This window comes from Sneathiella sp., assembly GCF_029233945.1.
GTDB lineage: Bacteria > Pseudomonadota > Alphaproteobacteria > Sneathiellales > Sneathiellaceae > Sneathiella.
This window is the reverse complement of sequence record NZ_JARGOQ010000006.1, coordinates 26,139-48,415: the sequence shown is the minus strand read 5'-3', so window position 1 is coordinate 48,415 and position 22,277 is coordinate 26,139. Positions and strand designations below refer to the sequence as shown.

Here is a 22,277-nt window from a genome sequence, read left to right as displayed (position 1 = left end):
CTTAGTTGACTTCGAAAAGTCCCGCTGCACCCATGCCGCCACCGATGCACATGGTGACGACAACATATTTTGCACCGCGACGCTTGCCTTCGATCAGCGCATGGCCGGTCAGACGGGCACCGGACATGCCGTAAGGATGGCCGATGGAAATGGCGCCACCATCCACATTGAGCAAGTCGTTCGGGATACCCAGCTTGTCGCGGCAGTACAGTACCTGCACAGCGAAGGCTTCATTGAGTTCCCAAAGACCGATATCATCCATTTTGAGGCCATTACGCTCCAGCAATTTCGGTATGGCATATACCGGGCCGATACCCATTTCATCAGGCTCGCAACCGGCGACTACAAGGCCGCGATAGATACCAAGCGGCTCGATATTACGCTGCTCGGCGAGTTTGCTGTCCATGACAACACAGGCCGATGCCCCGTCTGAGAGCTGGCTTGCGTTCCCTGCTGTGATGAAGCAATCTTCACCCAATACCGGTTTCAGGCTGGAAAGCCCTTCCAATGTTGTGCTGGGACGATTGCCTTCATCCTGCATGAGCGTAACTTCTTCATGCAGGATTTCGCCGGTTTCTTTGTTTTCCATCACCTTGATGGTGGTCATGGGAACAATTTCCTTATCGAACCGGCCTGCTTCCTGACCTGCGGCGGTCCGCATCTGGCTCTGGAAGCTGTATTCGTCCATCGCTTCGCGCGTGATGCCGTAGCGCGTTGCCACGGTTTCCGCAGTTTTCAGCATGGGATCATAAATGGCAGGCTTGTTTTCCATAAGCCATTCGTTCTGCGCGCGGTAACGGTTCATATGTTCGTTCTGGACAAGACTAATGCTGTCCATTCCGCCGGCGGCCATGACGGGGACTTTATCAACGATAACCCGTTGCGCCGCCATGGAAATAGTCTGTAGACCAGAAGAGCAAAAGCGGTTGACCGTTGTGCCCGATGAAGTGATGGGCAGGCCAGCCCGGAGCAATGCTTGGCGGGCAATATTGCCGCCGGTTGCCCCTTCCGGGTTTGCGACGCCAAAGATCACATCTTCAACCTCTGCCGGATCCACTCCGGCGCGTTCAACCGCGTGCTTGATAACATGACCTCCCAGATCAGCACCATGGGTATTATTGAAAGCACCGCGATAGGCCTTGCCAATGGGGGTTCGGGCGGTGGATACGATAACGGCGTCTGCCATAAGATTTCTCCTCACTGTTATTTTTTATGCGCCCCGGCGTATCAGACTGAGACGGGAATTGCCGCCAATTCTATATATAGAGTTTCCTGATGGAAAGGCTGAATCTGCACAGGATCGTGACGATGGCAACATTTCGATCAAACTATCAGGGCATATCTCGACTTAAAGGATTTCAAGAACCGATTCTGGCGGTCTGCCAATGCACGCCTTGCCATTGGCGAAGACGATGGGGCGCTCAATCAGTTTCGGATGATTGATCATCGCCTCAATAAGGGCGTCATCGCTGAGGGACGGATCGCTGAGGTTGTTGTCTTTATATTCTGCCTCTCCTTTTCGCATAAGATCGCGGGGTTTCATATCCAGCAGCTTCAGCACATCGACAAGGCGTTCTTTCGTCGGGGGTGACGAAAGATATTCGACGATGATAGGCTCAACGCCGTTTTCCTGCAGAAGCGCCAGGGTTTGTCTGGACTTGCTACAGCGTGGGTTATGGAAAATCTCGACCGACATTTTAATATTCTCCGGAATTCATTAGGGTCTTATACTTACTGATATATGTAGCGCAGCGACGGCCGGGAGGCTAGCGGTTGATTGTATGACGGCGGATTCACAATTGAAAGCTTGCCTGCTGGCGGGCAATTGCATATTTAAGCCCCATGACATTTCAAACGACAGCCCGCAGCAATATGCAGAAACCGCGCGTTTCATCACGCGTCGGCTCCAGAATTGGATTTGTAAACTGGCAGGGGCTTTTCACCTTGCTCTCGAAAGAAGTGCGACGCTTTCTGAAGGTGCCGTTGCAGACCGTGCTGGCGCCGATGATGACGACAATCCTGTTTCTGGCGATATTCACCCTCGCTTTCGGAGGGAGTGAGCGTTATGTGGGCGAAGTATCCTATGCAAGCTTTCTGGCACCCGGCTTGATCATGATGGCTGTGATACAGAATTCATTCGCCAATACATCTTCCTCCATCCTGATTTCAAAGATTCAGGGAAATATTGTCGATATCCTGATGCCGCCGCTCTCCGCCTCGGAACTGACATTGGCCTTTGTTCTCTCAGGTCTCGCGCGGGGATTAACAGTGGCGCTGGCGGTTGGCCTTGTGATGTGGTTCGTTATCGATATTTCGATCTATTCCTGGATAGCTGTTATTTATTATGTGATCGGGGCGGGCCTGATGCTCTCCCTGCTCGGAATGATCGCCGGCATCCTGTCGGAGAAATTCGATCACATGGCGGCAATGACAAACTTTATCATTATGCCGCTATCGTTTCTTTCAGGCACTTTCTACTCCATCGACCGGCTGACCGGTGTCTGGTATCAGATCAGCCACCTCAACCCATTCTTTTACATGATCGATGGTTTCCGATATGGCTTTATTGGAACCTCCGACAGCAGTATTTGGGTCGGTGCCGTATCGATCGCGGTGCTTGATATTCTTCTTTATGTGACCGTCTGGGCCTTGATAAAAAGCGGATATCGCCTGAAAGCCTGAAAATTTTGTCCTAAGCACAAGAGTTTGATTGACAGGAACCGGTCTCCTGTCAATACTTCCGCGCTTTCTGGCAGCGGAAATTGGCCGTATGTCCTGTTATTTCGTGGAGAAAGCATATGATTCCTGCGTTGTTATCTAATTATGCTCCTGCTGATCTTTCCTTTGAAAAAGGGGAAGGCATGTATCTCTATGGGAATGACGGACGACGATACCTGGATTTTATGGCCGGTATCGCGGTAAGCGCGCTTGGACATGCGCATCCGAAGATGATTGGCGCGCTGACGGAGCAGGCCCAGAAGGTCTGGCATGTCTCTAATATTTTCCGTATCCCGGGACAGGAAGAACTGGCGCAGAAGCTGGTTGACGCCACCTTTGCGGATGCCGCTTATTTCTGCAACTCAGGGGCGGAAGCGAATGAGTGCGGTCTCAAGATGGTGCGGAAGTATTTCTCCGCGAATGGGCATCCGGAAAAATACCGGGTCATCGCTTTTGAAAACTCCTTTCACGGACGGACGCTTGCAACTATTGCTGCGGCTGGCCAGCAAAAACTGCTGGAAGGATTTGGTCCGACTGTCGAAGGTTTCGATCACGTCCCTGTTGGCGATATCGAGAAGGTTAAGGCGGCGATCACCGATGAAACCGCCGCCATCCTGATTGAACCGGTCCTCGGTGAGGGGGGTATTCAGGTTGTGGAAGTCGAGTTCATGCGCGCCCTTCGTGAGCTCTGTGACGAGCGTGGCCTGCTGTTGATGCTGGATGAAATCCAGACCGGCATGGGGCGGACAGGCAAGTTGTTCGCCTATGAACATGCGGGAATTACACCGGATATCCTGACATCCGCCAAGGCGCTGGGGGGCGGGTTTCCTGTTGGGGCTTGCCTCGCGGTCGAAAAGGTCGCGAAAACCATGACCGCCGGCAGTCATGGCTCCACCTATGGCGGCAATCCGCTTGCCATGGCCGTGGCGGGTGCTGTCGTTGATGTGATAACGGAAGATGGCTTCCTTGATCATGTGACCCAAATGGGAAATCATCTCAAGCAGGGGCTTGCCGGGGTTGTTGACCGTCACCCTGAAATTCTGGAAGAGATCCGCGGTGTCGGTCTGCATATCGGGCTGAAATGCAAGGTGGAGAATACACAGGTTATTAATAAGTTGCTGGAGCTTGGCGTCCTGACGGCGAAGGGCGGCGATAATGTGGTTCGCCTGCTGCCACCGCTCATTGTTGAGGATACACAGATATCTGAATTTATTAATCTTCTGGATGAGGCCTGCACGGAGCTTGAAAATGTCTAAGCCGCTTCATTTCCTTGATGTGAATGACCTGTCGAAGTCGGAGCTTCGGCGCATTATCGACGATGGCATTGCGCTTAAAAAAGCACGTAAGGGCCTGCCGAAGGGAACAGAAGATAAAGATACGCCGCTCGCCGGATTGGCGCTCGCAGCGATTTTTGAGTTTCCCTCCACCCGGACGCGCGTATCGTTCGATATGGCAATGCGCCAACTCGGCGGCCATACGATCGTTCTCAATGGCAATGATATGCAGCTCGGGCGCGGGGAGACGATCGCCGACACGGCTCGTGTGCTGTCGCGCTATGTTGATGCCATCATGATCCGCACGGATGACCATGCCAAATTGCTGGAGTTGGCGGAAAATGCGACCGTGCCGGTGATCAACGGCCTCACCAATGATAGTCATCCCTGCCAACTGATGGCGGATGTCATGACGTTTGAAGAAACGCGCGGGCCGATCAAGGACAAGATCGTAACATGGTGTGGCGACGGCAATAATATGGTGACCTCCTGGATTCATGCCTCCGGCCTGTTTGATTTTGAGTTTCGCATTGCCTGTCCGGAAGAACTATCGCCCGATCCAAAGGCGCTTGCCTGGGCAAAGGACGTTGGCGCAAAGGTTCATGTCACCCGGGATGCAGCAGAGGCTGCGGCGGGCGCCCACTGCGTTGTCGCGGACACCTGGGTGTCCATGGGGGATGATGTTGCCAATCGCCATAACTTGTTGATGCCTTATCAGGTGGATGAAAGGTTAATGGCGCGTGCCGCGCCCGATGCCGTCTTTATGCATTGCCTGCCCGCTCATCGCGGGGAGGAGGCAACGGCGGAGGTAATGGATGGCCCTCAGTCGGTGATTTTCGATGAGGCGGAAAACCGATTGCATGCCCAAAAAGCTGTCCTTCGCTGGTGCCTCGGCGCCTGAACTCTTGTGAATTTGTGAGAGAAGACACATGGCCCAAGACGGTCAAAAAATAATCATCGACGATCTTATTCAGCCTTTCCAGATGGCGAAGGCCGGCGTGCGCGGACGGATCGTTCGGATGGGAAGTGTCGTCGACACAATCCTGAACCGGCATGGTTACCCGGATGCGGTGGCGCAGTTTTTGGGAGAGGGCATTGTGCTTGCCGCAATGCTCGGTGGCGCGCTCAAGTTTGACGGCATATTCACGGTTCAGACCAAGGGGGATGGCGCTATTTCCATGATTGCGTCGGATATGACGACGCCGGGAAATATGCGCGGCTATGCGTCCTTCGATCAGGAGAAGCTCGATCTTGTCGCCTCTTCAAACGTGACGATGAATGTCGAAAATTATCTGGGGAAGGGCTATGCCGCCTTTACCATCGACGCAGGCGAGGAGCATAGAAGATATCAGGGCATTGTCGATCTGGAGGGGGAGAGCCTTGCTGACTGCATGGAAAACTATTTCGACAAGTCGGAACAGATTGACACGCTCTTGCGCGTTGCGGTCGATAAGGTTAATGGGAAATGGCGGGCTGGCGGCCTGATGATCCAGCGTTTGCCGGACGAAAACGCAACGGAATTCAATCAGGATCAGGAAGAAGAAAATTGGCGAAATGCCCAGGCCCTTGCAGGCACGATCACGCCTGAAGAGCTGACAAGCTCACGCCTTAAATCGGCGGAATTGCTGTATAAGCTGTTTCATGAAGACGGGGTATGGCTCTATGATCCGCAGGAGCTTGCCGATCAGTGCAGTTGCAGCGCGGAGCGGGTGATGAATACTCTTAAAACCTTCGCCGGGGCAGACCTTGAGGATATGGCGGATGATGGTGTCATCACCGCGGATTGCCAGTTCTGCTCCAGCAAATATGAAATCCGTATTGAGGATATCAGCTAACGGCCGCAGACGCGGGCTGCGCAAAACAGAGGGTTGAATTTCGTCCATGGACCGTAATAGAGTGGGGCCGGTTCAATCCTTCGCAAAGGTGAGAGTAACATGGCAGGCCTTCGTCGTTTTTTGACTACCCTATCTCTTCTCATGACAACCGCTCTTCTGGGTTGCGTGGAGGCGCCGCCCAATCCGGTATATCCGGAAATCACCTTTCAGCATTTGAATCCGCTTTACCTGAATGTCGGTGAGATCAAGATTGTCGACGAGTTTACGCCGCCGCTGAAACATCCGCATGTGGAGCATGAACTGCCTGTCTCCATCAATCAATCGGTGCGCAACTGGGTACGGGACAGGTTGCGGACAACGGGCAACAGCGGCGCGGTTGCCACGGTTACCATCAAGGACGCCAGCGCGGTTGAAAAGGGCCTGGAAAAGGAAACCGGCCTGAAAGGTATGATCACAAAGGATCAATCTGAGCTTTATGTCTTTCATGTTCTGGTGGAGCTTAAAATCACCGAAATTTCTGGCTCATCTGCCTTCGTGACAGCGGAGGCAACGCGGTCGAAATCGGTGCCGGAAGGGATTACGCTCAATCAGCGGGAAAAAACCTATTTCACACAGGTCGAGGCCCTGATGCAGGCGTTCGATAAGGAAATGGAAAAGAATATTCGAACCTTCATGGGGGAGTATTTGCGCTAAGACGCTTATTCTTCTGCCTTTGACGCTCCGTTGAATTTAAGTATCACCGTCGGACGCCCTTGCGCTTTCGCTTAATTTGTCTTAGCTTTGCGAACAGTTCAAACGATTGACCTAAACCTATGCCTGAAACAAAACAAAAAGCTTCCGACCGGATGATAGAAGCCGCGGGCCGGCTCTTTGCGGAACGGCCGTTCGATGCGGTTTCGACGCGGGAAATTGCGTCTGCGGCGGGGGTTAATTTATCCGCAATTTCCTATCATTTCCAGAATAAGGAAGGGCTTTATCGCGCAATCTTCAAAAAAATTATCCAGGACTTGAAGCCTTCCCGGGTTGGGCTGGCCGTCCTGCTGGAGAACCAACTGACAGCGGCCCGTGATGATCGAAAGGCCTATGCCGACTTTATAGCTATTTTTGTTTCCCGCGTTGTCGACAGTGCGTTTTCCTCGTCCACAAGATGGAAAATGCGATTGCTTAAGCGGGAGACGGAAATGCCGACGGAGTGCTTCCCCATGCTTATGGAAGGACATGTCGATATTATCCACGACCTGCTGGGGATTCTGATCGCCAAGATTTCCGGGGACTCGCCCACAAGTGAAAAAATCAAGCTTGAAGCCAATGCAATTCTGTCTCTGTGCTTGCGATATGCGCTGAACGAAGAGCTGGTGAAGGCCCGTATGGGCTGGGACTCCATTGGCCCGTCAGAAATAGAAAAAATTAAAATCATAACGACGGAAATGATACTGCGATCCGTTAATCTTGGGGAATACTGTGGCCGGACAAAAGAAGGATAATAGGCGTGAAGCTCGTACTCAAGATACTGCTACCTCTTGTTATTCTGGGGGCGGGAGTTGCGTTGGCGGCCTACATGGTAACGACAAAGCCGGTAATCGAGCCGGAGGTCGTGGAGGAACGAGTCTGGACCGTTGCGGCGGTTCCGATTGAGTTTAAGGATCAATCCGTTGATCTAAACCTTTTTGGCTCCTTGAAGGCCGTGCGAGATGTCGAGTTAAGATCACTCGTCGGTGGCGAGGTGATTGAGGTTGGCGATAATTTTCGTGAAGGCGGACTTTTGGACGAGGGTGATTTGCTGGTCCGCGTTGATCCTTTTGAATTCGAGGCCCAACTCAATGAGGACAAGGCGTCCTTGCTCGAAGCGCGTGCGCGACTGAATGAACTGGTGGCGACGCAAAAATCAGAAGGGGTGGCACTGGAGCGTGAACGCGAGGTGCAGGAGCGGGAAATCAGCAACGTCGAAAGATCTGAAAGTCTCGCCACACGGGGCAATATCTCGGTTAAATCCCTCGATGATGCCAGATCGGCTCTCAGCCGACAGCGGCAGACAGTTGAGCTGCGGGAAGCGCAGCTTGATATTCTGAAAACCCGCATTGGCCAGCAGCGGGCCGTCATTGACCGGCTTGAAGTGGGGGTCAGCCGGGCGGAGCGCGATCTGGAAAACACCAGCCTTCAGGCACCGTTCAGGGGCTATGTGACGGAAGTTAGCGCGGAGTTTGGCAAGAATATTGGCGCGAGCGACAAGGTTGCCCGGCTGATTGACGCCACGCAGATGGAAGCGCGATTTCTCCTCTCTGACAGTCAGTACGGCCTCTTGCTCGGCAGTAGTGTGGGCATTGTTGGGCGCCCGGTTATTGTTAGCTGGCAATCCGGCGATACTGAGCTTGTCTTCAACGGCCGTGTGGCCCGCCTGAGCCCGGAAATCAGCTCCGAGACCGGCGGTGTCGAGGTTTTTGCCGTTCTGGACGCAAGCGAATATATCCCGCTTTTGCGGCCGGGCGCCTTCGTAGAGGTCATTCTTTCGGGCAATCGATATTCCGATGTGGCCAAGCTTCCGGATAGCAGCATTTATGAGAACTCAAAAGTTTATGTTGTGACGGAAGGACGATTAGAGCCCCGCATGGTCGAGATCGCAGCGCGAAACGGCGGAGAGATATTCGTCCGCGGGAATATCAAGGAAGGTGAGCTGGTTGTAACGAGCCGGCTTCCCGAGATCGGCCCTAACCTGAAGGTAGACATACGCTGATGGATATCAGCCGCCTCGTTAAGATATTTGTCCGGCACAAAAACGCGGCCAATCTCCTGATGATCATGATGATTGTCATCGGGGTCGCGTCGATCTATCGGCTCAATACTCAGTTCTTTCCGGACTTTGGAACTGAGGTGATAACCACCAGCATCATCTGGCCGGGCGCAAGCGCAGAGGATGTCGATAGCAACATCACGACGGCGATCCTGCCGGAGGTGCGATTCCTCAATGGAGTCAAGCGCGTCACCTCCTATTCGGTGGAGGGCAGCAGCGCGATTGTTGTGGAGTTTGAGCCCGGAACCGACATGCAGGCCGCGCTTTCGGATGTCGAGCAGGGGGTCTCGCAAATTACGACCTTCCCCGATACCATCGAGACTCCCATCATAAAGCGGGTCGTGATCTATGATCCCATTGCCCGCCTTTCGGTTTCGGGTCCTTATTCGGAGGAAGCTCTCAAGCAGATTGCCAAAACAATGCGTGACGATCTGCTGAATCTCGGGATCGACAAGATTACCCTCTTTGGTGCGCGGGATGAGGAAATCTGGGTGGATGTCGACAAGCGGGACTTGCGACGGCTAAATCTCAGTCTTACCGATATTGCCACGATCATTCGCAATAATTCCCAGGACGTGCCGCTCGGGACTGTCTCCGGCAGTTTTGAGCGCCAGCTGCGATCGCTTGAACAAAAGACCAATGCGAAGTCTCTTGGGGAGCTGGAGATCAAGTCATTTGACGACGGACAGAAAATATATCTGCGCGACATAGCCAACGTCCGCGACCAGTTTGTCGAAAAGGGATCGACAGGATTGCATCATGGTCGCGCGGCGGTCGAGATTAGTATTCAGCGGGCCCAGTCAACGGATGCCCTGAAAGCGGCAAAGATAGTTTCCGGTTATTTCGAGCGGGAAAAGAGCCGTTGGCCAGCCGAGCTTGAAATCAGGCAATATGACGTACAGGCGAGCCTCATAGAGGACCGTATCCGCCTGCTGCTGAATAATGGCGTGAGCGGCCTGGTGTTAGTTCTGATTATCCTGTTTATCTTTCTCAATGTCCGTGTCGCCTTTTGGGTGGCGGCGGGCATACCGGTGGCGATTTTTGCGACGGCCGGGGTCATGCTCCTGACCGGACAGTCGATCAATATGATCAGCCTGTTCGCGATTATCATGTCCCTTGGTATTATTGTCGATGATGCGATTGTCGTCGGAGAACATGCGTCATATCTGCGCTCAACTGGATTGTCCGCGGCCGAGGCGGCGGAGAGGGGCGCCCTTCGGATGCTGGCGCCGGTGTTTGCGTCCAGTCTGACAACCATTGCCGCCTTTCTTCCGATTTTCCTGATCGGGGATATCATTGGACAAATTATTCGTGCCATCCCGTCAGTCGTCGTTGCGGTATTGGTCGCCAGCTTGATCGAGTGCTTCCTGATATTGCCGGGCCATATGCGTCATGCGCTTCGCTTTCAGGGAAACGGAGCGAGTCGGCTGCGCCAGAGCTTCGATGAAAAATTTCACTATTTCCAGACCCATCTGTTCAAGCGGCTGGTGGAGCTTGCGGTGAGCTGGCGGTATGCGACGCTTGCGACCGCTGTTGCCATGCTGATCATTTCTTTCGGCTTCTTCATGGGCGGTCGGATCGGATTTAACTTTTTCCCCTCCCCTGAGGCCAATGTGATTAATGCCAATGTTGTTTTTGCGCCCGGTAGTGCTCGCAGCGAGACGGAAACCATGGTCAAGGAGCTGGAGCGTGCACTCTACAAGGCCGAGAACGACCTCACGAATGGAGACGGCGGCCTGATTATTATGGCGCTGGGAAAGATTGGCATCAGTACCGGCGATCAGTTCAGCTCTGTTTCCGGAGATAATCGCGGCGGCATGATGGTGGAGCTTATTTCTGCCGATCTTCGGGATGTTCGAACGGCGGATTTCGTCAAGGCCTGGCGAGAGGAGATTACGGAAATGCCGGGCCTTCAACGGATTGCATTGACTGAGAGGATTGGCGGCCCGCCAGGCCGGGAACTGGACATTCGGCTGAAGGGCGATGATGTAAATACGCTGAAAGAGGCAGCGGAGGAGGTGAAGGATCTCCTTAAAAAATTCCGAGGTGTCTCGGATATCGAGGATGATCTGCCGCATGGCAAACAGGAAATAATCCTTGAGCTCACTCCGCGTGGCCGGGCGCTCGGCTTCACGACCGAGGATATCGCCTCTCAAGTGCGGGCCGGGTTTGAAGGCGTGATCGCGCGAAAATTTGCTCGAGGAGATGAGGAGGTGACGGTGCGGGTGCAGTTGCCGCGTGACCAGATTGCCATGGAAGCCCTGCGGGACTTTTACCTGAAAAGCTCATCCGGGATTGAAGTGCCGCTATCGGCGGTTGTTACCGAGCGCAATCAGGTCGGCTACGCCCGGATCAAGCGCGAGGACGGCGTGCGTGAAGTCGCCATTGCGGCGGAAATAGATGAAAATTTGACGTCATCGGACCAGGTGCTGGCGGCCCTGCCTGGCGGCGGACTTGACGCGATCGCCGCGACATATGATCTGAAATACCGCTTTGCCGGTAAATCGGAGGAACAGGCGGAAACGATTGCGGATATGCAGTTTGGCGCCACAATCGGGCTTTCCGCGATTTATCTTATTCTGGCCTGGGTGTTTTCATCCTATTGGCGGCCTGTCGTGGTGATGTCGATTATCCCGTTTGGTTTGGTCGGGGCAATCTTTGGTCACTATCTGCTAGGATTTGATCTTACGATCCTCTCGATGATTGCACTGTTGGGGCTGTCGGGGATATTGGTCAATAACTCCATTATTCTGGTCAGCGTGATTGATGAGCGGCTGACCAAGGGGCAAGCCTATTTGGAGGCGGTAGTCGGCGGCACCTGTGATCGTTTGCGGGCGGTCCTGCTCACGTCCCTCACAACAATAGGCGGCCTGACCCCGTTGCTTTTTGAAACCAGCCTCCAGGCACAGTTCCTGATCCCCATGGCCATTACATTGGTGTTCGGATTGATGGCGGCGACATTCCTGGTTCTTTTCCTGGTGCCGGCATTGTTGGTCATTCAGGAGGATTTTGGTCGTATGACGGGCTGGATAAAGGCGCTCTATTTCCCGAAAGCACAGGGCTAACGAACGATTAGCGCTGCCAGAAGCGGCGGGAGAAAAGCACCAGAACGGTAAAAAGCTCAAGGCGACCCAGCAGCATGCCAAGGGACATCAGCCATTTCGCGGGATCAGAGAGCGATTTAAAGGTTCCGGAGGGGCCGACGGTATCCCCGAGGCCCGGTCCGACATTGGTAATGGATGTTGCCGCACTTGAAATAGCGGTCAGGAAATCCAGACCGGTAAGGCCAAGCGCGATTGTGAGCAGGGCGAAGATAACAAGAAAGAGAAAGACAAAGCTGGTGACCGATCCGATGGTTTCTTCGGCAAGCGGCTGGCCATTGTAGCGGGGCTTATAGATTGCGCTTGGCCGGATCATCTGCATCAATTGACAGCGCGCGGTTTCAACAAGAATTTGTATGCGAAAGATCTTGATGCTGCAGGAGGCCGAGCCCGCGCAGCCGCCGACAAACATAAAAAAGAAGAACGCGGCCGTACCAAATCCGCCCCAGCGGCTGTAATCGGCGGTGGCGTAGCCTGTGCCGGTAATAATGGAGGTCACATTGAAGGTGGCATGCCTCAAGGCAACCCAGAAAGAGATACCCTCATGCCGTATTTGCCAGATGGTAATCGCCAAAATCCCGATCAGGACGATCGAGAGAAACCATCTGACCTGGCTGTCCGTCAGAAAGCTGCCCGGCTTTCCCTTAACAATATGCAGATACATTAGAAAGGGAAGCGCCCCCATGATCATGAAAACGACCATGATGCTCTCGACAAGGGGACTTTCGAAATCACCGGCGGATTTATCGGATGTTGAAAACCCGCCCGTTGAGATCGTCGTCATTGCATGGGTAATCGCATCGAACAGGCTCATCCCCGTCATCCAGAGGGCAAGCGTGCAAATCAGGCTCAGGACAAGGTAGATATAGCAGATTGCCTTGACGATATCCGCAACGCGCGGCAATGCCTTTTCTGATGTCGCCTCAGAGGCTTCCATACGGAAAAGCTGCATGCCACCAATCCTGAGCAGGGGCATGATGGCAATGGCGGTCACAATAATCCCGATGCCGCCGGTCCATTGCAGCAATGCGCGCCACATCAGGATGCCCGGCGGCGCTGTATCAAGACCAGTCAAAACCGTTGAGCCAGTGGTTGTCAGGCCGCTCATCGCCTCGAAGAAGGCGTCCGTATAGGGGATGTTCATCTCGCTGAAAGCGAAGGGCAGCGCCGCAGTTGCCGGCAGGATGATCCAGACAGCTGTTGTCAGCAGAAACGCCTGACGCCGTCCAAGTTCCAGGCCGCTCCCGCGATTTGACAGAAACAATCCACCGCCAACGAAAATCGACACCGCCGCTGAAACTAAGAACACCTGCCAGTCCCTGTTGCCAACCGCAAGGTCAACAGCGGCGGGCACAAGCATGGCAAGTCCGATAAAGACTAGGAGAATTCCATTGATTGCGAAAATCAGGCGAAAGTTATTCACGGCCCCGCCGCACTCAGCCTTTATTGATGAATGAGAGCAACTCGCGCCGCGTGATGTCGGACCGGCGGAAGATGCCGAGCATCGTACTCGTCACCATGGTGACGCCGTCTTTATGAACTCCGCGGGTTGTCATGCATTGATGCGCGCTTTCGATAATGACGGCGACCCCTTTCGGTTGCAGCGTCCTCTCGATCGTTTCCGCTATCTGCCGGGTCAGCTTTTCCTGTATTTGCAGTCGCTTGGCGTAGGCATCGACAACCCGCGCGAGTTTTGATATGCCGACGACCCGATTGCTGGGCATATAGGCGACATGGGCGACACCGATAATCGGCACCATATGATGCTCGCAATAGCTTTCAACCCGGATGTCCTTCAGGACCACCATCTCGTCATAACCGTTGACTTCCTCGAAGGTGCGGGACAGATAGGCGTCAGGGTCCTCGTTATAACCCGCAAAAAATTCCAGATATGATCGCGCTACCCGGTCCGGCGTTCCGACCAGTCCCTCGCGTTCCGGGTCATCCCCTGCCCAGCGGATCAGGGTCCGTACGGCCTCTTCGGCCTGATCTTTCGTTGGCTTTTTTGGATGGCAATGTTTGTTCATATCTGAATTATTTCCTGGGATGGGCTGCGCCGCCTTTTAGTGAAGGGACGACATGGCGTCCGGGCTATCCAGTGAGAACGCCGGAATATCGACTGCGAACATATTTCCTTCTTCCGATTCCATATCATAGGAGCCGACCATGATGCCCGATGGCGTCGAAAGCGGCGTTCCGCTGGTATATTCATAAATATCACCCGGCGCAAGAACGGGTTGCTCCCCGACGACGCCTTCGCCATCTACCGTTTCTGTATGTCCCTCGGCATTGGTGATGCGCCAATGACGGTTTTTGAGGGTTATTGTGTGCGTTCCCTGATTCTCTATCCTGACCTGATAGGCCCAGACATAGAAGCCATCTTCGGGGCGCGAGCGGTCTTGCAGAAAGACGGGTGTCACCGAGACCTGAATATTTTCCGTGATCTTGCTATAGGCGGCCGTCTCCGTCATATCCTGCACCGTCTGCTTCAATTACCTGATTGGCTTAATTCCCCTGAATATTGCGCCATAGGGGCGCTTTGTCCAGTAAATCGGTAAAAGAGCAGGGCGGAGCGGCGGAAATGTGAAGCCCGCCGCCCCATATCTCAATCTTTTTGGCGGCTCAAGGCGTAGCCCAGATCCTCAATAAGATCATCCACATCTTCCAGCCCGACGGATAGGCGCACCATGCTTTCCGTAATGCCAAGTTCTTGCTTAATGGCGTCATCGACGCTGGAATGGGTCGTCGTTGTCGGATGGGTAATCAGCGATTTTGCATCGCCGAGATTATTACTGATATCGATCAGAGACAGCCGGTTAAGGGCTGCGAAGGCCGCTTCCTGACCGCCCGCGACTTCAAAGGTGACAAGCGTGCCGCCGCGCGCCATCTGTTGCTTGGCAAGGGCATGCTGTGGATGCGTTTCGCTACCCGGGAAAATAACGCGGCTGACCGCCGGATGATCTTCCAGGAAGGCGGCAACCTTCTCCGCATTGTCGCATTGCTTTTCGACGCGCAGCTCCAGTGTTTCAAGGCCTTTCAGCATGTTCCAGGCGTTAAATGGGCTGAGTGCGGGACCGGTATGCTTGAGATAGGGGGCGAGGGTGTCCTCGACAAATTCCTCCGACCCCAGAACGACCCCGCCAAGGCAACGCCCCTGCCCATCGATATGCTTGGTTGCGGAGTAAACAACGATATCTGCGCCCAGGGTGAGGGGATGCTGCAAAACCGGCGTTGCAAAGACGTTATCGACTATGACCTTCGCGCCGGCCTTGTGGGCAAGGTCGGAAATAGCGGCAATATCCATGATCTCAAGCGCCGGGTTGGACGGCGTTTCAAAAAATACACAGGCCGTCTTCTCATTGAGGGCGTCTTTCCATTGATCGATGTCGGTCCCGTCAATCAAGGTGACATTAACACCGAACCTCGGCAGGATCGTCTCGATAATATAAAGGCAGGAGCCAAAGAGCGCCTTTGGGGCAACTACATGATCCCCGGCTTTCAGCAAAGACATCAGCGCACCATTCACGGCGGCCATGCCGCTCGCGGTTGCGCGGGCTGCTTCTGCGCCGTCTTCGAGAAGGATCATCCGCTCTTCGAACATGGAAAGGGTCGGGTTGGCGTAGCGGGAGTAGATAAATCCCTCATTCTCGCCCTTGAAACGCCCCGCCGCCTGCTCGGCGCTGTCATAAACGAAGCCGGAATTGATAAAAATGGCTTCGCTTGTTTCGTTAAACTGGGAGCGTTTTGTCCCGCCGCGTACAAGTTTTGTGGCGGTTCGGTAGCTTTTGGCGCGGGCTTGCGCCGTCTCTTTTTCGTTTGTCATATTATCCTCGAGGCATAAAAAAACCCCGACCATCGATCAGGGTTCCTACGAGCCCCGACCTTTTAGCGTTTCTTTTATGTGGCCGCAAGCCGGTCGGCACAAATCACCACATCGAAATAATTATCGCTATGGTTATGGGCTGTCAAGAATTTCTATTGCAGAAAAAAGCGTCTTTCTGTACTTACAAGGGAAATTGCGGGCGTAGCTCAATGGCAGAGCAGAAGCTTCCCAAGCTTACGACGAGGGTTCGATCCCCTTCGCCCGCTCCATTTCTCTGTTTTTCTTTTACTTCCCCACCATATCTTCGGGGCGGACCCAGTCGTTGAACTGTTCCTCGGTGAGAAGGTTCAGCGCGAGCGCGGCTTCTTTCAGGCTGCTGTTATCCGCATAGGCTTTCTTGGCAATTTTGGCGGCGTTATCATAGCCGATATGCGGGTTGAGCGCGGTCACCAGCATCAGTGATTGCGCCATCAACTCGTCAATCCGGCCTTTGTTCGCCTCGATCCCGGTGACACAATTATCCGTAAAGCTCCGAAGGGCATCGCCGAGGAGCCGGATCGATTGCAGGACGTTATAGATGATCACCGGCTTAAATGCATTCAGCTCGAAATGCCCATTGGAGCCGGCGACGGTGACCGTCACATGATTGCCCATGATTTGCGCCGAGACCTGCGTTACCGCCTCGCATTGTGTCGGGTTGATTTTCCCCGGCATGATCGAGGAGCCGGGTTCGTTCGCCGGGAGGATCAACTCACCGAGACCGCTTCTCGGGCCGCTCGCGAGAAAGCGGATATCATTGGCAATTTTCATGGCACTCGTCGCGATCACATTCAGAACGCCGGAAAGCTCGACCAGTGCATCATGGGCGGCAATTGCCTCGAACTTATTCTCCGCGCTGGTAAAGGGAAGGCCGGTCAAATCGGAAAGGTTTGAGACGAACATTTCCGCAAAACCCGGTGCGGCATTCAGCCCCGTGCCGACGGCGGTGCCGCCCTGTGCGAGTTCCATCACCCGGGGGAGGGCATCCTTCAGGCGTGCCATGCCGAGTTCCATCTGCCGGGCATAGGCCGAAAACTCCTGACCGAGGGTGATGGGCACCGCATCCTGCGTATGCGTGCGGCCGATTTTGATGATATCGGCAAAGGTTTTGCTTTTTTGCTGCAGGGCCTGATGAAAATGCGCAAGAGCGGGGAGCAAGTGATGCGTGACCTGCTCCGTTGCGGCGATGGACATGGCGGTTGGAAAGCTGTCGTTGGAGCTTTGCCCCAAATTGACATGATCATTGGGATGGACCGGGCTTTTTTGCCCGAGCGGGGCACCTAGAATTTCATTGGCACGGTTCGCAATCACCTCATTGGCGTTCATGTTACTTTGGGTGCCGGACCCTGTCTGCCAGATAACCAGCGGAAAATGATCAAGAAGTTTATCCGTAATAACCTCATCCGCCGCCATGATGATGGCATCGGCGAGTTGGATTTCGAGGTGTCCCAGCATCTGGTTACTGAGTGCCGCCGCCTTTTTTTGCAGACCAAGAGCACGAACGAGGGGAGCGGGCAGGCGCTCCGTGCCGATTTTGAAATTCTCAAGTGATCGTTCGGTCTGCGCGCCCCAGTAGCGATCTGCGGGGACAGAGATTTCTCCCATCGTATCCGTTTCAATTCGTGTGGCGGACATAAACGATCTCCTATGAAGCAGCAGCCTGTCTCACTATCTGGTATCACGCCATCGCATATACAATGAGCGCCTGTAGGCAGAGATAAATCGCGATGGCGATCAGAAAAAGATTAAGGGTGCGGTCGGCAGCCTTGCCCATTTCCTTTAGCTTTCGGGCGAACAGAATACGCGCAACAAACAGAACGACAAAGACAACCGAGAGAATCTTGAGGATCATTCGGCCGCTGCCAGATCATCGGTTTCGGCTTCTGCCTCAGCATCAACCGCCGGATCATATACGGCTATGTCATTCCCGCCCCGCGACTTGACGTCATACATCTGGTTATCCGCAATATCGACAAGCGAGGACCAGTCGCCGACATTGGCATTTTGTCGATCGACGATACCGAAGCTGGCGGTCATCATCTTGCCGTCCGGACGCGCGCCAAGGCCAATATTGCGAAGCCTGCGTATGGATTTGAGCGCTCCTTCCGCATCGGTATTGGGCAAAAGAATTACAAATTCCTCGCCTCCCCAACGGACAATAACATCCGATCCGCGTGCGTTGCGGCGGATGCTCGCGGCGGCGTTGGCAAGAACCCGGTCACCGGCCTCATGGCCGTAGCGATCATTTATGGCCTTGAAATTGTCCAGATCGACAAACACGAGAGAAAAAGGCATGTTCTGGCGTTTGGCTATCTTGAACTGCACATCGATAATTTCCTCCCCGCTGTTACGGCTATAGCATTGAGTTAGCGAGTCGATGGACGCCTGGTCGATCAGCAGAGATATGTACAGAAGCTGGCTGATGGCGGCGAATACACAGAGTAAACCCGTCACCATAAGGGTCAGCAGAATGCCGAGACGCTGATGCGGATCCGCATGTTCCGGCATGAGGATAAGGATAAACATCTGCACGACAAAGAAGAGGATCAACGTGAGAACTGCTTCTTTAACCGTAAACGGAAAGATGGCGATACATCCAACGATCAGGAAGGGAAATAACAGATACCCGGCGGCGGCAAGGCTGGTGATTGCGAAAATGTCCGTGATATCGAGCAAAGGCTGATACATCGTCTGAAAGGTCAGCAGGATCGCGAAAAAGATGCCGAGAGCCCGATATGCATCCCGCAGGGTTTCCCCGCTGCTTATTCCAAAGAAAAGCGACAGAAACAGGATGGCCATCAGGGCCCGCGTAATCCCGAGGGTGACATAGCTTTCAACATCGAATGTTGCAAAATCCAGCAAGAAACCGATGGGAAAGGCTACTACGCAGAGGAGGCTTAAAAAGCGGACCCGCGACAGGATAACGCGGGCCCGGCGGCGTTTTAGGAGGGGGGAATGGCTGTCATTGGAAAAAAGGCGGTCTACCGCCTCAACCGACAGCGACTGGCGGCTACCCCCCGAAAACACATTGTATAAGTAAACCAACACTGGCTGCCCACCCCCGACGCGGCAAAAATCATGGCCCCTTCATAACAAAAATTTGCCGTTAAAGGTAATGAATTTGCGTGGCGTCGGCTGGCAGGACCCAAATGCTAGCGTGGTCGGTTCAGGAATTTTTCCATCATCTTGTGGGGCTCGTCGCTTTCATAGGAATGTGAGAAGGCCTCGATCCCCAGCTGAATGCCATCACGCAGCGTATTATTTTCCCAATCGTTGCAGAGCTGCTTTTGAATGGCCATTGCGTTGCGGCCGCCATCAAGAATCTCTGCAATCACCTTATCAACTTCCGCATCAAGCGCATCATCCTCGACTAGGCGCTGGACAAGGCCTGCGTCGCGCGCTTCCGTTGCACTCAGGCTCCTGCCCGTCAGCACAAGATCGCGGGCAAGGTTGAAGCCCAGTATCTGCGGCAAAAGCGCGGCGTCAATGACCGATGGGATGCCAACCCGCACTTCCGGCATTGCAAACTGCGCGCTCTCGCACGCGACGATCATATCGCAGGCGGCCGCCAGTTCCATCCCGGCACCAAGCGAAAAGCCGTTCACGCGGGCGACAACCGGGGCATGGAAGTACCGCACCTTGTGGCAGGCATGATGCATGTTGGTGATGAAAGTCCGCGCAGTATCGGGGTTCAGTCTCGCCATTTCGGAAATATCCGCTCCGCCGATAAAACTCTTGTTTCCGGCGCCGGTCAGGATGAGAATGGCGATATCCGTGTCTTTGTCGAGGTGAGTGAGTGTTTCGTTCAACTCTCCGATCACGACGGAATTCAGCGTATTGAGTTTTCGCTGATTATCGATGGTTACACGCGCGATCTTACCATCGGGAGTGTCCTCCAGATCGGTCCTGACAAACTTCGCCATTGTTTTCTCCGTTTTTTTTATTAGTTTAAGACTGTGAATGCGGCCTTTATGGCATTTTCACAATGTTCAGTCTTCACATAAGTGACAATAGAGACGAAAAGATGTTTATCCAGACGAAGCCAGGCGATACGGCAACCGAACTTGAATTTTTCCCTGCGGAACAGGTCCTGGAAAACGGCCCGCTTGCCGTTACGCGCGAGGAGGCCGCGGAAAAATCGCCCCTAGCAGCTCGCCTTTATGCCATTGACGGCGTCACAGCCATTACCCTGAAGGAAGAAAGCATCGTTGTCGCGAAGGCGGACGCGAGTGACTGGTCATCGCTCCGGACGGAAATATTTGGCGCGATTGTAGCGCATTTTCAAAGCGGCGATCCGTCTGTCACGACGACTGCTGACGAAGACGCACCCGGTGAATTCGATGCGGAAATTGTTGAACAGATCAAGGATCTGCTCTCAACGCGGATTGTGCCGGCGGTAACGCAATCGGGCGGCGATGTCTCTTTTCACAGCTATAAGAGCGGCAAGCTTTATCTGAAGTTTCAGGGGCCTGCCTTCTCAATGCTGACCGGTATTCAGAATATGCTCCGTCATTATATTCCGGAGATTACGGCCGTTCTGGATTATCGCGAATCATTGCCGAAGCCGGGGCTGAAAACGGCGGAAGGTCTTGCTATCCAAAATCTGCTGGAAGAGAAGGTCAATCCCTCTATCGCGGCCCATGGTGGACGAATTACTCTTGTCGATTTGCAAAAAGACCGTGCCTATGTCCGTCTTGATGGCGGCTGTCAGGGTTGCGGCATGGCGGATGTGACATTGAAGCAGGGCGTTGCCGTGGAAATTCAGAATCTGGTGCCATCCATCACTGAAGTGCTGGATGTGACCGATCATGCAGACGGAACCAACCCCTATTATCAGCCCTCGTGACGGTAATTATTCGTTCATCCGGTAGATCGTGACCGGATCATGGCGGCCTTTTAACTGAGTGTCGCCAATTTTCTCAGCAAGGACATTTGGGCTGGCGTCAAACGTGGCGCCTGTCATCAGGATAAATACTTCATCTGTTTGATCGGGAGACACTGTCTTGCCGTGTTGTTCCATTCGCTGGGCGATATTAACGGTATCACCAACAACCGTATAGTTGAGCCGCCCGGTGGAGCCGATATTCCCGACAATTAGCGGCCCGGTATGAATGCCAATGCGCATATGAACCTCGCTGAGGCCAGTATTACGCCGTTTTTCATTATCTGCGGTTATGGCCATCCTGATTGCACTTGCTGCCCGGCAGGCGCGATCGGCATGATCCTCCTGTCGTTCGGGGGCCCCCCAGAAGGCCATCACTGCATCGCCGATAAATTTATCGACAGTGCCGCCCTCCGCCTCGATGCAGGCGGTGACAAGCTCAAAATGACGATTGAGAAAGTTCGCAACCTCCTCGGTCTTCATGCCTTCGGCCTGCGGAGTGAAGCCCACAATATCCGTAAACATAACGGTCACGACCCGCTCTTCTGATTTCGCTTCCCCACTTTCCATGAGCTTGCGAACCAGTGATTTAGGGACATAGGTCTCAAACCAGGATAGACCGCGGAGCATGCTGTTATACGCGTTATTGGCTTCGTTCACCTCGGTGAAGCGACTTGGAGGGAGTGCTTTGACAGCATTGAAATCAAGCTTGGATATTTGCCGTGATGCCTTTGATAGGGCAAGAACGGGCCGTGATATTTTTCGCCCGATTATAATGGAAACGACGATGCTTAAGAACATGACTCCAAGTCCGGCCAGCCCTGCTATTAGTAGTCGGCGTAGTTCAACGGAACCCACGTCATTCAGAATCCAGTATCCGATGGTGAAAGGTTTGTCGGCGTATCCGGTAAGCTCTTTGTAAAAATAGATATATCCCTCTCCGTTCACTTCCAGATAATGGCTGTTGAAGGCGGCTTCCCCGTTTATCAGCTTCAATGGCTCTGCCTCGTCTGACCAGATTGCACGCAACACCGGATCCTCTATTTCATCCAGTTTGGGAACCGCGTCCGTTATATCCAGGCCCGTTGAGGAGTGACTACCCTCTTGCTCCGTTATCACACGGTCATTGCCATACAGAATAAACCGCTTGCTCTTTGCCAGCGAGGGCGCGGCGTTCATTCGGGTATTCACCGTCGATACGGTAATAGTTGCGATCAGTGCGCCAACAAACTTCCCATTCTGGAATACGGGCTCCCTGAAATTCAGAACTGTCTGCCGCAGCGTCGGTACATAAACAAGGGGTCCCCAACTGCCTTTCCTGCGGGTTGCGAGATCGGCAATGCTTTGTTTTGCGACAGGATCTTTGCTTTCATCGAACCTCAGGATCTCCTTGCTCTGCCGGTGAGAGGACGTTACCTGCAAGTCCGGCGTCACGAAGGTGAGGGTGTTGATCTGCGGCGTGCCGGCGATGGCGCCCAGGAGAAAATCAGCAAGCTGTTCGCGATTATGAACATCGATCCGGTCTGCATTGATCAATTCCGCAATATATACAGCTTCATACGCAACAGGATTGAGAAGCTCAATAAAATCATTTTGTGTCGCAGCCATGGCGGCGTTGGCTTTGTCTACTAGTAGGTCTCTGGTATTCGTAAGGCCTGATCTCAGACTGATACCGAGAACGATGACAACGGTAATGACGACCAGTGTGCCGAAACTAAACGCCAAAACGGTGGCAATTGGCAGGGATTTATTTGATTTTCTCGGCGGGTTGGTAATCGGGTCTCTCCTGATTTTGCGGCTGTTTCCGATAGCATGAA

General features: G+C 53.7%; 20 protein-coding genes, 1 tRNA gene and 1 riboswitch. Of the genes, 10 read left to right on the top strand and 11 right to left on the bottom strand.

Annotated features, from left to right (window positions below):
* Position 1: 1 nt before the first annotated feature.
* Both P1U71_RS03400 and arsC read right to left on the bottom strand, forming a co-directional pair.
* Positions 2-1,186 carry an acetyl-CoA C-acyltransferase gene (locus P1U71_RS03400; RefSeq protein ID WP_301104141.1) on the bottom strand — a complete coding sequence of 395 codons (1,185 nt, stop codon included), beginning with the start codon at positions 1,184-1,186 and terminating at the stop codon, positions 2-4.
* Between the two features lie 162 nt (positions 1,187-1,348).
* The gene (gene arsC / locus P1U71_RS03395; protein ID WP_301104140.1) at positions 1,349-1,696 is read right to left on the bottom strand and encodes an arsenate reductase (glutaredoxin); all 348 of its coding nucleotides are present in this window, start codon (positions 1,694-1,696) and stop codon (positions 1,349-1,351) included.
* Between the two features lie 146 nt (positions 1,697-1,842).
* On the opposite strand from arsC, the gene P1U71_RS03390 reads away from it, so the two are divergent.
* From P1U71_RS03390 to P1U71_RS03355, 8 genes are all read left to right on the top strand, one after another.
* Entirely contained in the window at positions 1,843-2,682 is an 840-nt protein-coding gene (locus P1U71_RS03390; RefSeq protein WP_301104139.1) for an ABC transporter permease, read from the top strand.
* A gap of 116 nt (positions 2,683-2,798) precedes the next feature.
* Entirely contained in the window at positions 2,799-3,974 is a 1,176-nt protein-coding gene (locus P1U71_RS03385) for an aspartate aminotransferase family protein (RefSeq protein ID WP_301104138.1), read from the top strand.
* Positions 3,967-4,893: an ornithine carbamoyltransferase gene (gene argF, locus P1U71_RS03380; RefSeq protein ID WP_301104137.1), complete on the top strand. Its 927-nt coding sequence runs from the start codon at positions 3,967-3,969 to the stop codon at positions 4,891-4,893. The genes P1U71_RS03385 and argF overlap by 8 nt, the downstream gene beginning before the upstream one ends.
* A 28-nt stretch (positions 4,894-4,921) precedes the next feature.
* Complete coding sequence (locus P1U71_RS03375) at positions 4,922-5,827, top strand: Hsp33 family molecular chaperone HslO (protein WP_301104136.1); 906 nt, start codon at positions 4,922-4,924, stop codon at positions 5,825-5,827.
* 99 nt (positions 5,828-5,926) lie between these two features.
* Complete coding sequence (locus tag P1U71_RS03370; protein ID WP_301104135.1) at positions 5,927-6,520, top strand: hypothetical protein; 594 nt, start codon at positions 5,927-5,929, stop codon at positions 6,518-6,520.
* Positions 6,521-6,639: 119 nt separating this feature from the next.
* Positions 6,640-7,311: a CerR family C-terminal domain-containing protein gene (locus P1U71_RS03365; protein WP_301104134.1), complete on the top strand. Its 672-nt coding sequence runs from the start codon at positions 6,640-6,642 to the stop codon at positions 7,309-7,311.
* A gap of 5 nt (positions 7,312-7,316) precedes the next feature.
* A complete protein-coding gene (locus P1U71_RS03360) occupies positions 7,317-8,558 on the top strand; it encodes an efflux RND transporter periplasmic adaptor subunit (RefSeq protein ID WP_301104133.1) in 1,242 nt (413 codons plus the stop codon).
* A complete protein-coding gene (locus tag P1U71_RS03355) occupies positions 8,558-11,680 on the top strand; it encodes an efflux RND transporter permease subunit (protein ID WP_301104132.1) in 3,123 nt (1,040 codons plus the stop codon). Before P1U71_RS03360 ends, P1U71_RS03355 begins: the two co-directional genes overlap by 1 nt.
* Positions 11,681-11,687: 7 nt before the next feature.
* Here the strand turns inward: P1U71_RS03355 and P1U71_RS03350 are convergent, their stop codons facing one another.
* The 4 genes from P1U71_RS03350 to metZ all read right to left on the bottom strand — a co-directional run bounded on the left by P1U71_RS03350 (position 11,688) and on the right by metZ (position 15,539).
* Positions 11,688-13,139, bottom strand: a complete 1,452-nt coding sequence (locus P1U71_RS03350) for a TrkH family potassium uptake protein (protein ID WP_301104131.1) — start codon at positions 13,137-13,139, stop codon at positions 11,688-11,690.
* Between the two features lie 13 nt (positions 13,140-13,152).
* Complete coding sequence (gene folE / locus P1U71_RS03345) at positions 13,153-13,743, bottom strand: GTP cyclohydrolase I FolE (RefSeq protein WP_301104130.1); 591 nt, start codon at positions 13,741-13,743, stop codon at positions 13,153-13,155.
* Between the two features lie 36 nt (positions 13,744-13,779).
* Positions 13,780-14,187: a Co2+/Mg2+ efflux protein ApaG gene (gene apaG / locus P1U71_RS03340; RefSeq protein ID WP_301104129.1), complete on the bottom strand. Its 408-nt coding sequence runs from the start codon at positions 14,185-14,187 to the stop codon at positions 13,780-13,782.
* A gap of 134 nt (positions 14,188-14,321) precedes the next feature.
* Positions 14,322-15,539 (bottom strand): O-succinylhomoserine sulfhydrylase, encoded by a 1,218-nt coding sequence (metZ, locus tag P1U71_RS03335; protein WP_301104128.1) that lies wholly within the window; start codon positions 15,537-15,539, stop codon positions 14,322-14,324.
* 42 nt (positions 15,540-15,581) lie between these two features.
* Positions 15,582-15,659: riboswitch (SAM riboswitch) on the bottom strand.
* A 75-nt stretch (positions 15,660-15,734) separates the two neighbouring features.
* Between metZ and P1U71_RS03330 the strand changes: the two genes are divergently transcribed.
* Positions 15,735-15,808, top strand: a tRNA-Gly gene (locus tag P1U71_RS03330).
* A 16-nt stretch (positions 15,809-15,824) separates the two neighbouring features.
* Here P1U71_RS03330 and fumC read toward each other — a convergent pair.
* The 4 genes from fumC to P1U71_RS03310 all read right to left on the bottom strand — a co-directional run bounded on the left by fumC (position 15,825) and on the right by P1U71_RS03310 (position 19,501).
* Positions 15,825-17,213, bottom strand: a complete 1,389-nt coding sequence (gene fumC / locus P1U71_RS03325; RefSeq protein ID WP_301104127.1) for a class II fumarate hydratase — start codon at positions 17,211-17,213, stop codon at positions 15,825-15,827.
* A 43-nt stretch (positions 17,214-17,256) separates the two neighbouring features.
* Positions 17,257-17,430, bottom strand: coding sequence for a hypothetical protein (locus P1U71_RS03320; protein WP_301104126.1), 174 nt, complete (start codon positions 17,428-17,430; stop codon positions 17,257-17,259).
* Entirely contained in the window at positions 17,427-18,626 is a 1,200-nt protein-coding gene (locus tag P1U71_RS03315) for a GGDEF domain-containing protein (protein WP_301104125.1), read from the bottom strand. The genes P1U71_RS03320 and P1U71_RS03315 overlap by 4 nt, the downstream gene beginning before the upstream one ends.
* A gap of 104 nt (positions 18,627-18,730) precedes the next feature.
* On the bottom strand, positions 18,731-19,501 hold the full coding sequence (locus P1U71_RS03310; RefSeq protein ID WP_301104124.1) for an enoyl-CoA hydratase: 771 nt from the start codon (positions 19,499-19,501) through the stop codon (positions 18,731-18,733).
* A 101-nt stretch (positions 19,502-19,602) separates the two neighbouring features.
* On the opposite strand from P1U71_RS03310, the gene P1U71_RS03305 reads away from it, so the two are divergent.
* Entirely contained in the window at positions 19,603-20,424 is an 822-nt protein-coding gene (locus tag P1U71_RS03305) for a NifU family protein (RefSeq protein ID WP_301104123.1), read from the top strand.
* A gap of 6 nt (positions 20,425-20,430) precedes the next feature.
* Here the strand turns inward: P1U71_RS03305 and P1U71_RS03300 are convergent, their stop codons facing one another.
* Positions 20,431-22,068 carry an adenylate/guanylate cyclase domain-containing protein gene (locus P1U71_RS03300; protein WP_301104122.1) on the bottom strand — a complete coding sequence of 546 codons (1,638 nt, stop codon included), beginning with the start codon at positions 22,066-22,068 and terminating at the stop codon, positions 20,431-20,433.
* Positions 22,069-22,277: the final 209 nt, after the last annotated feature.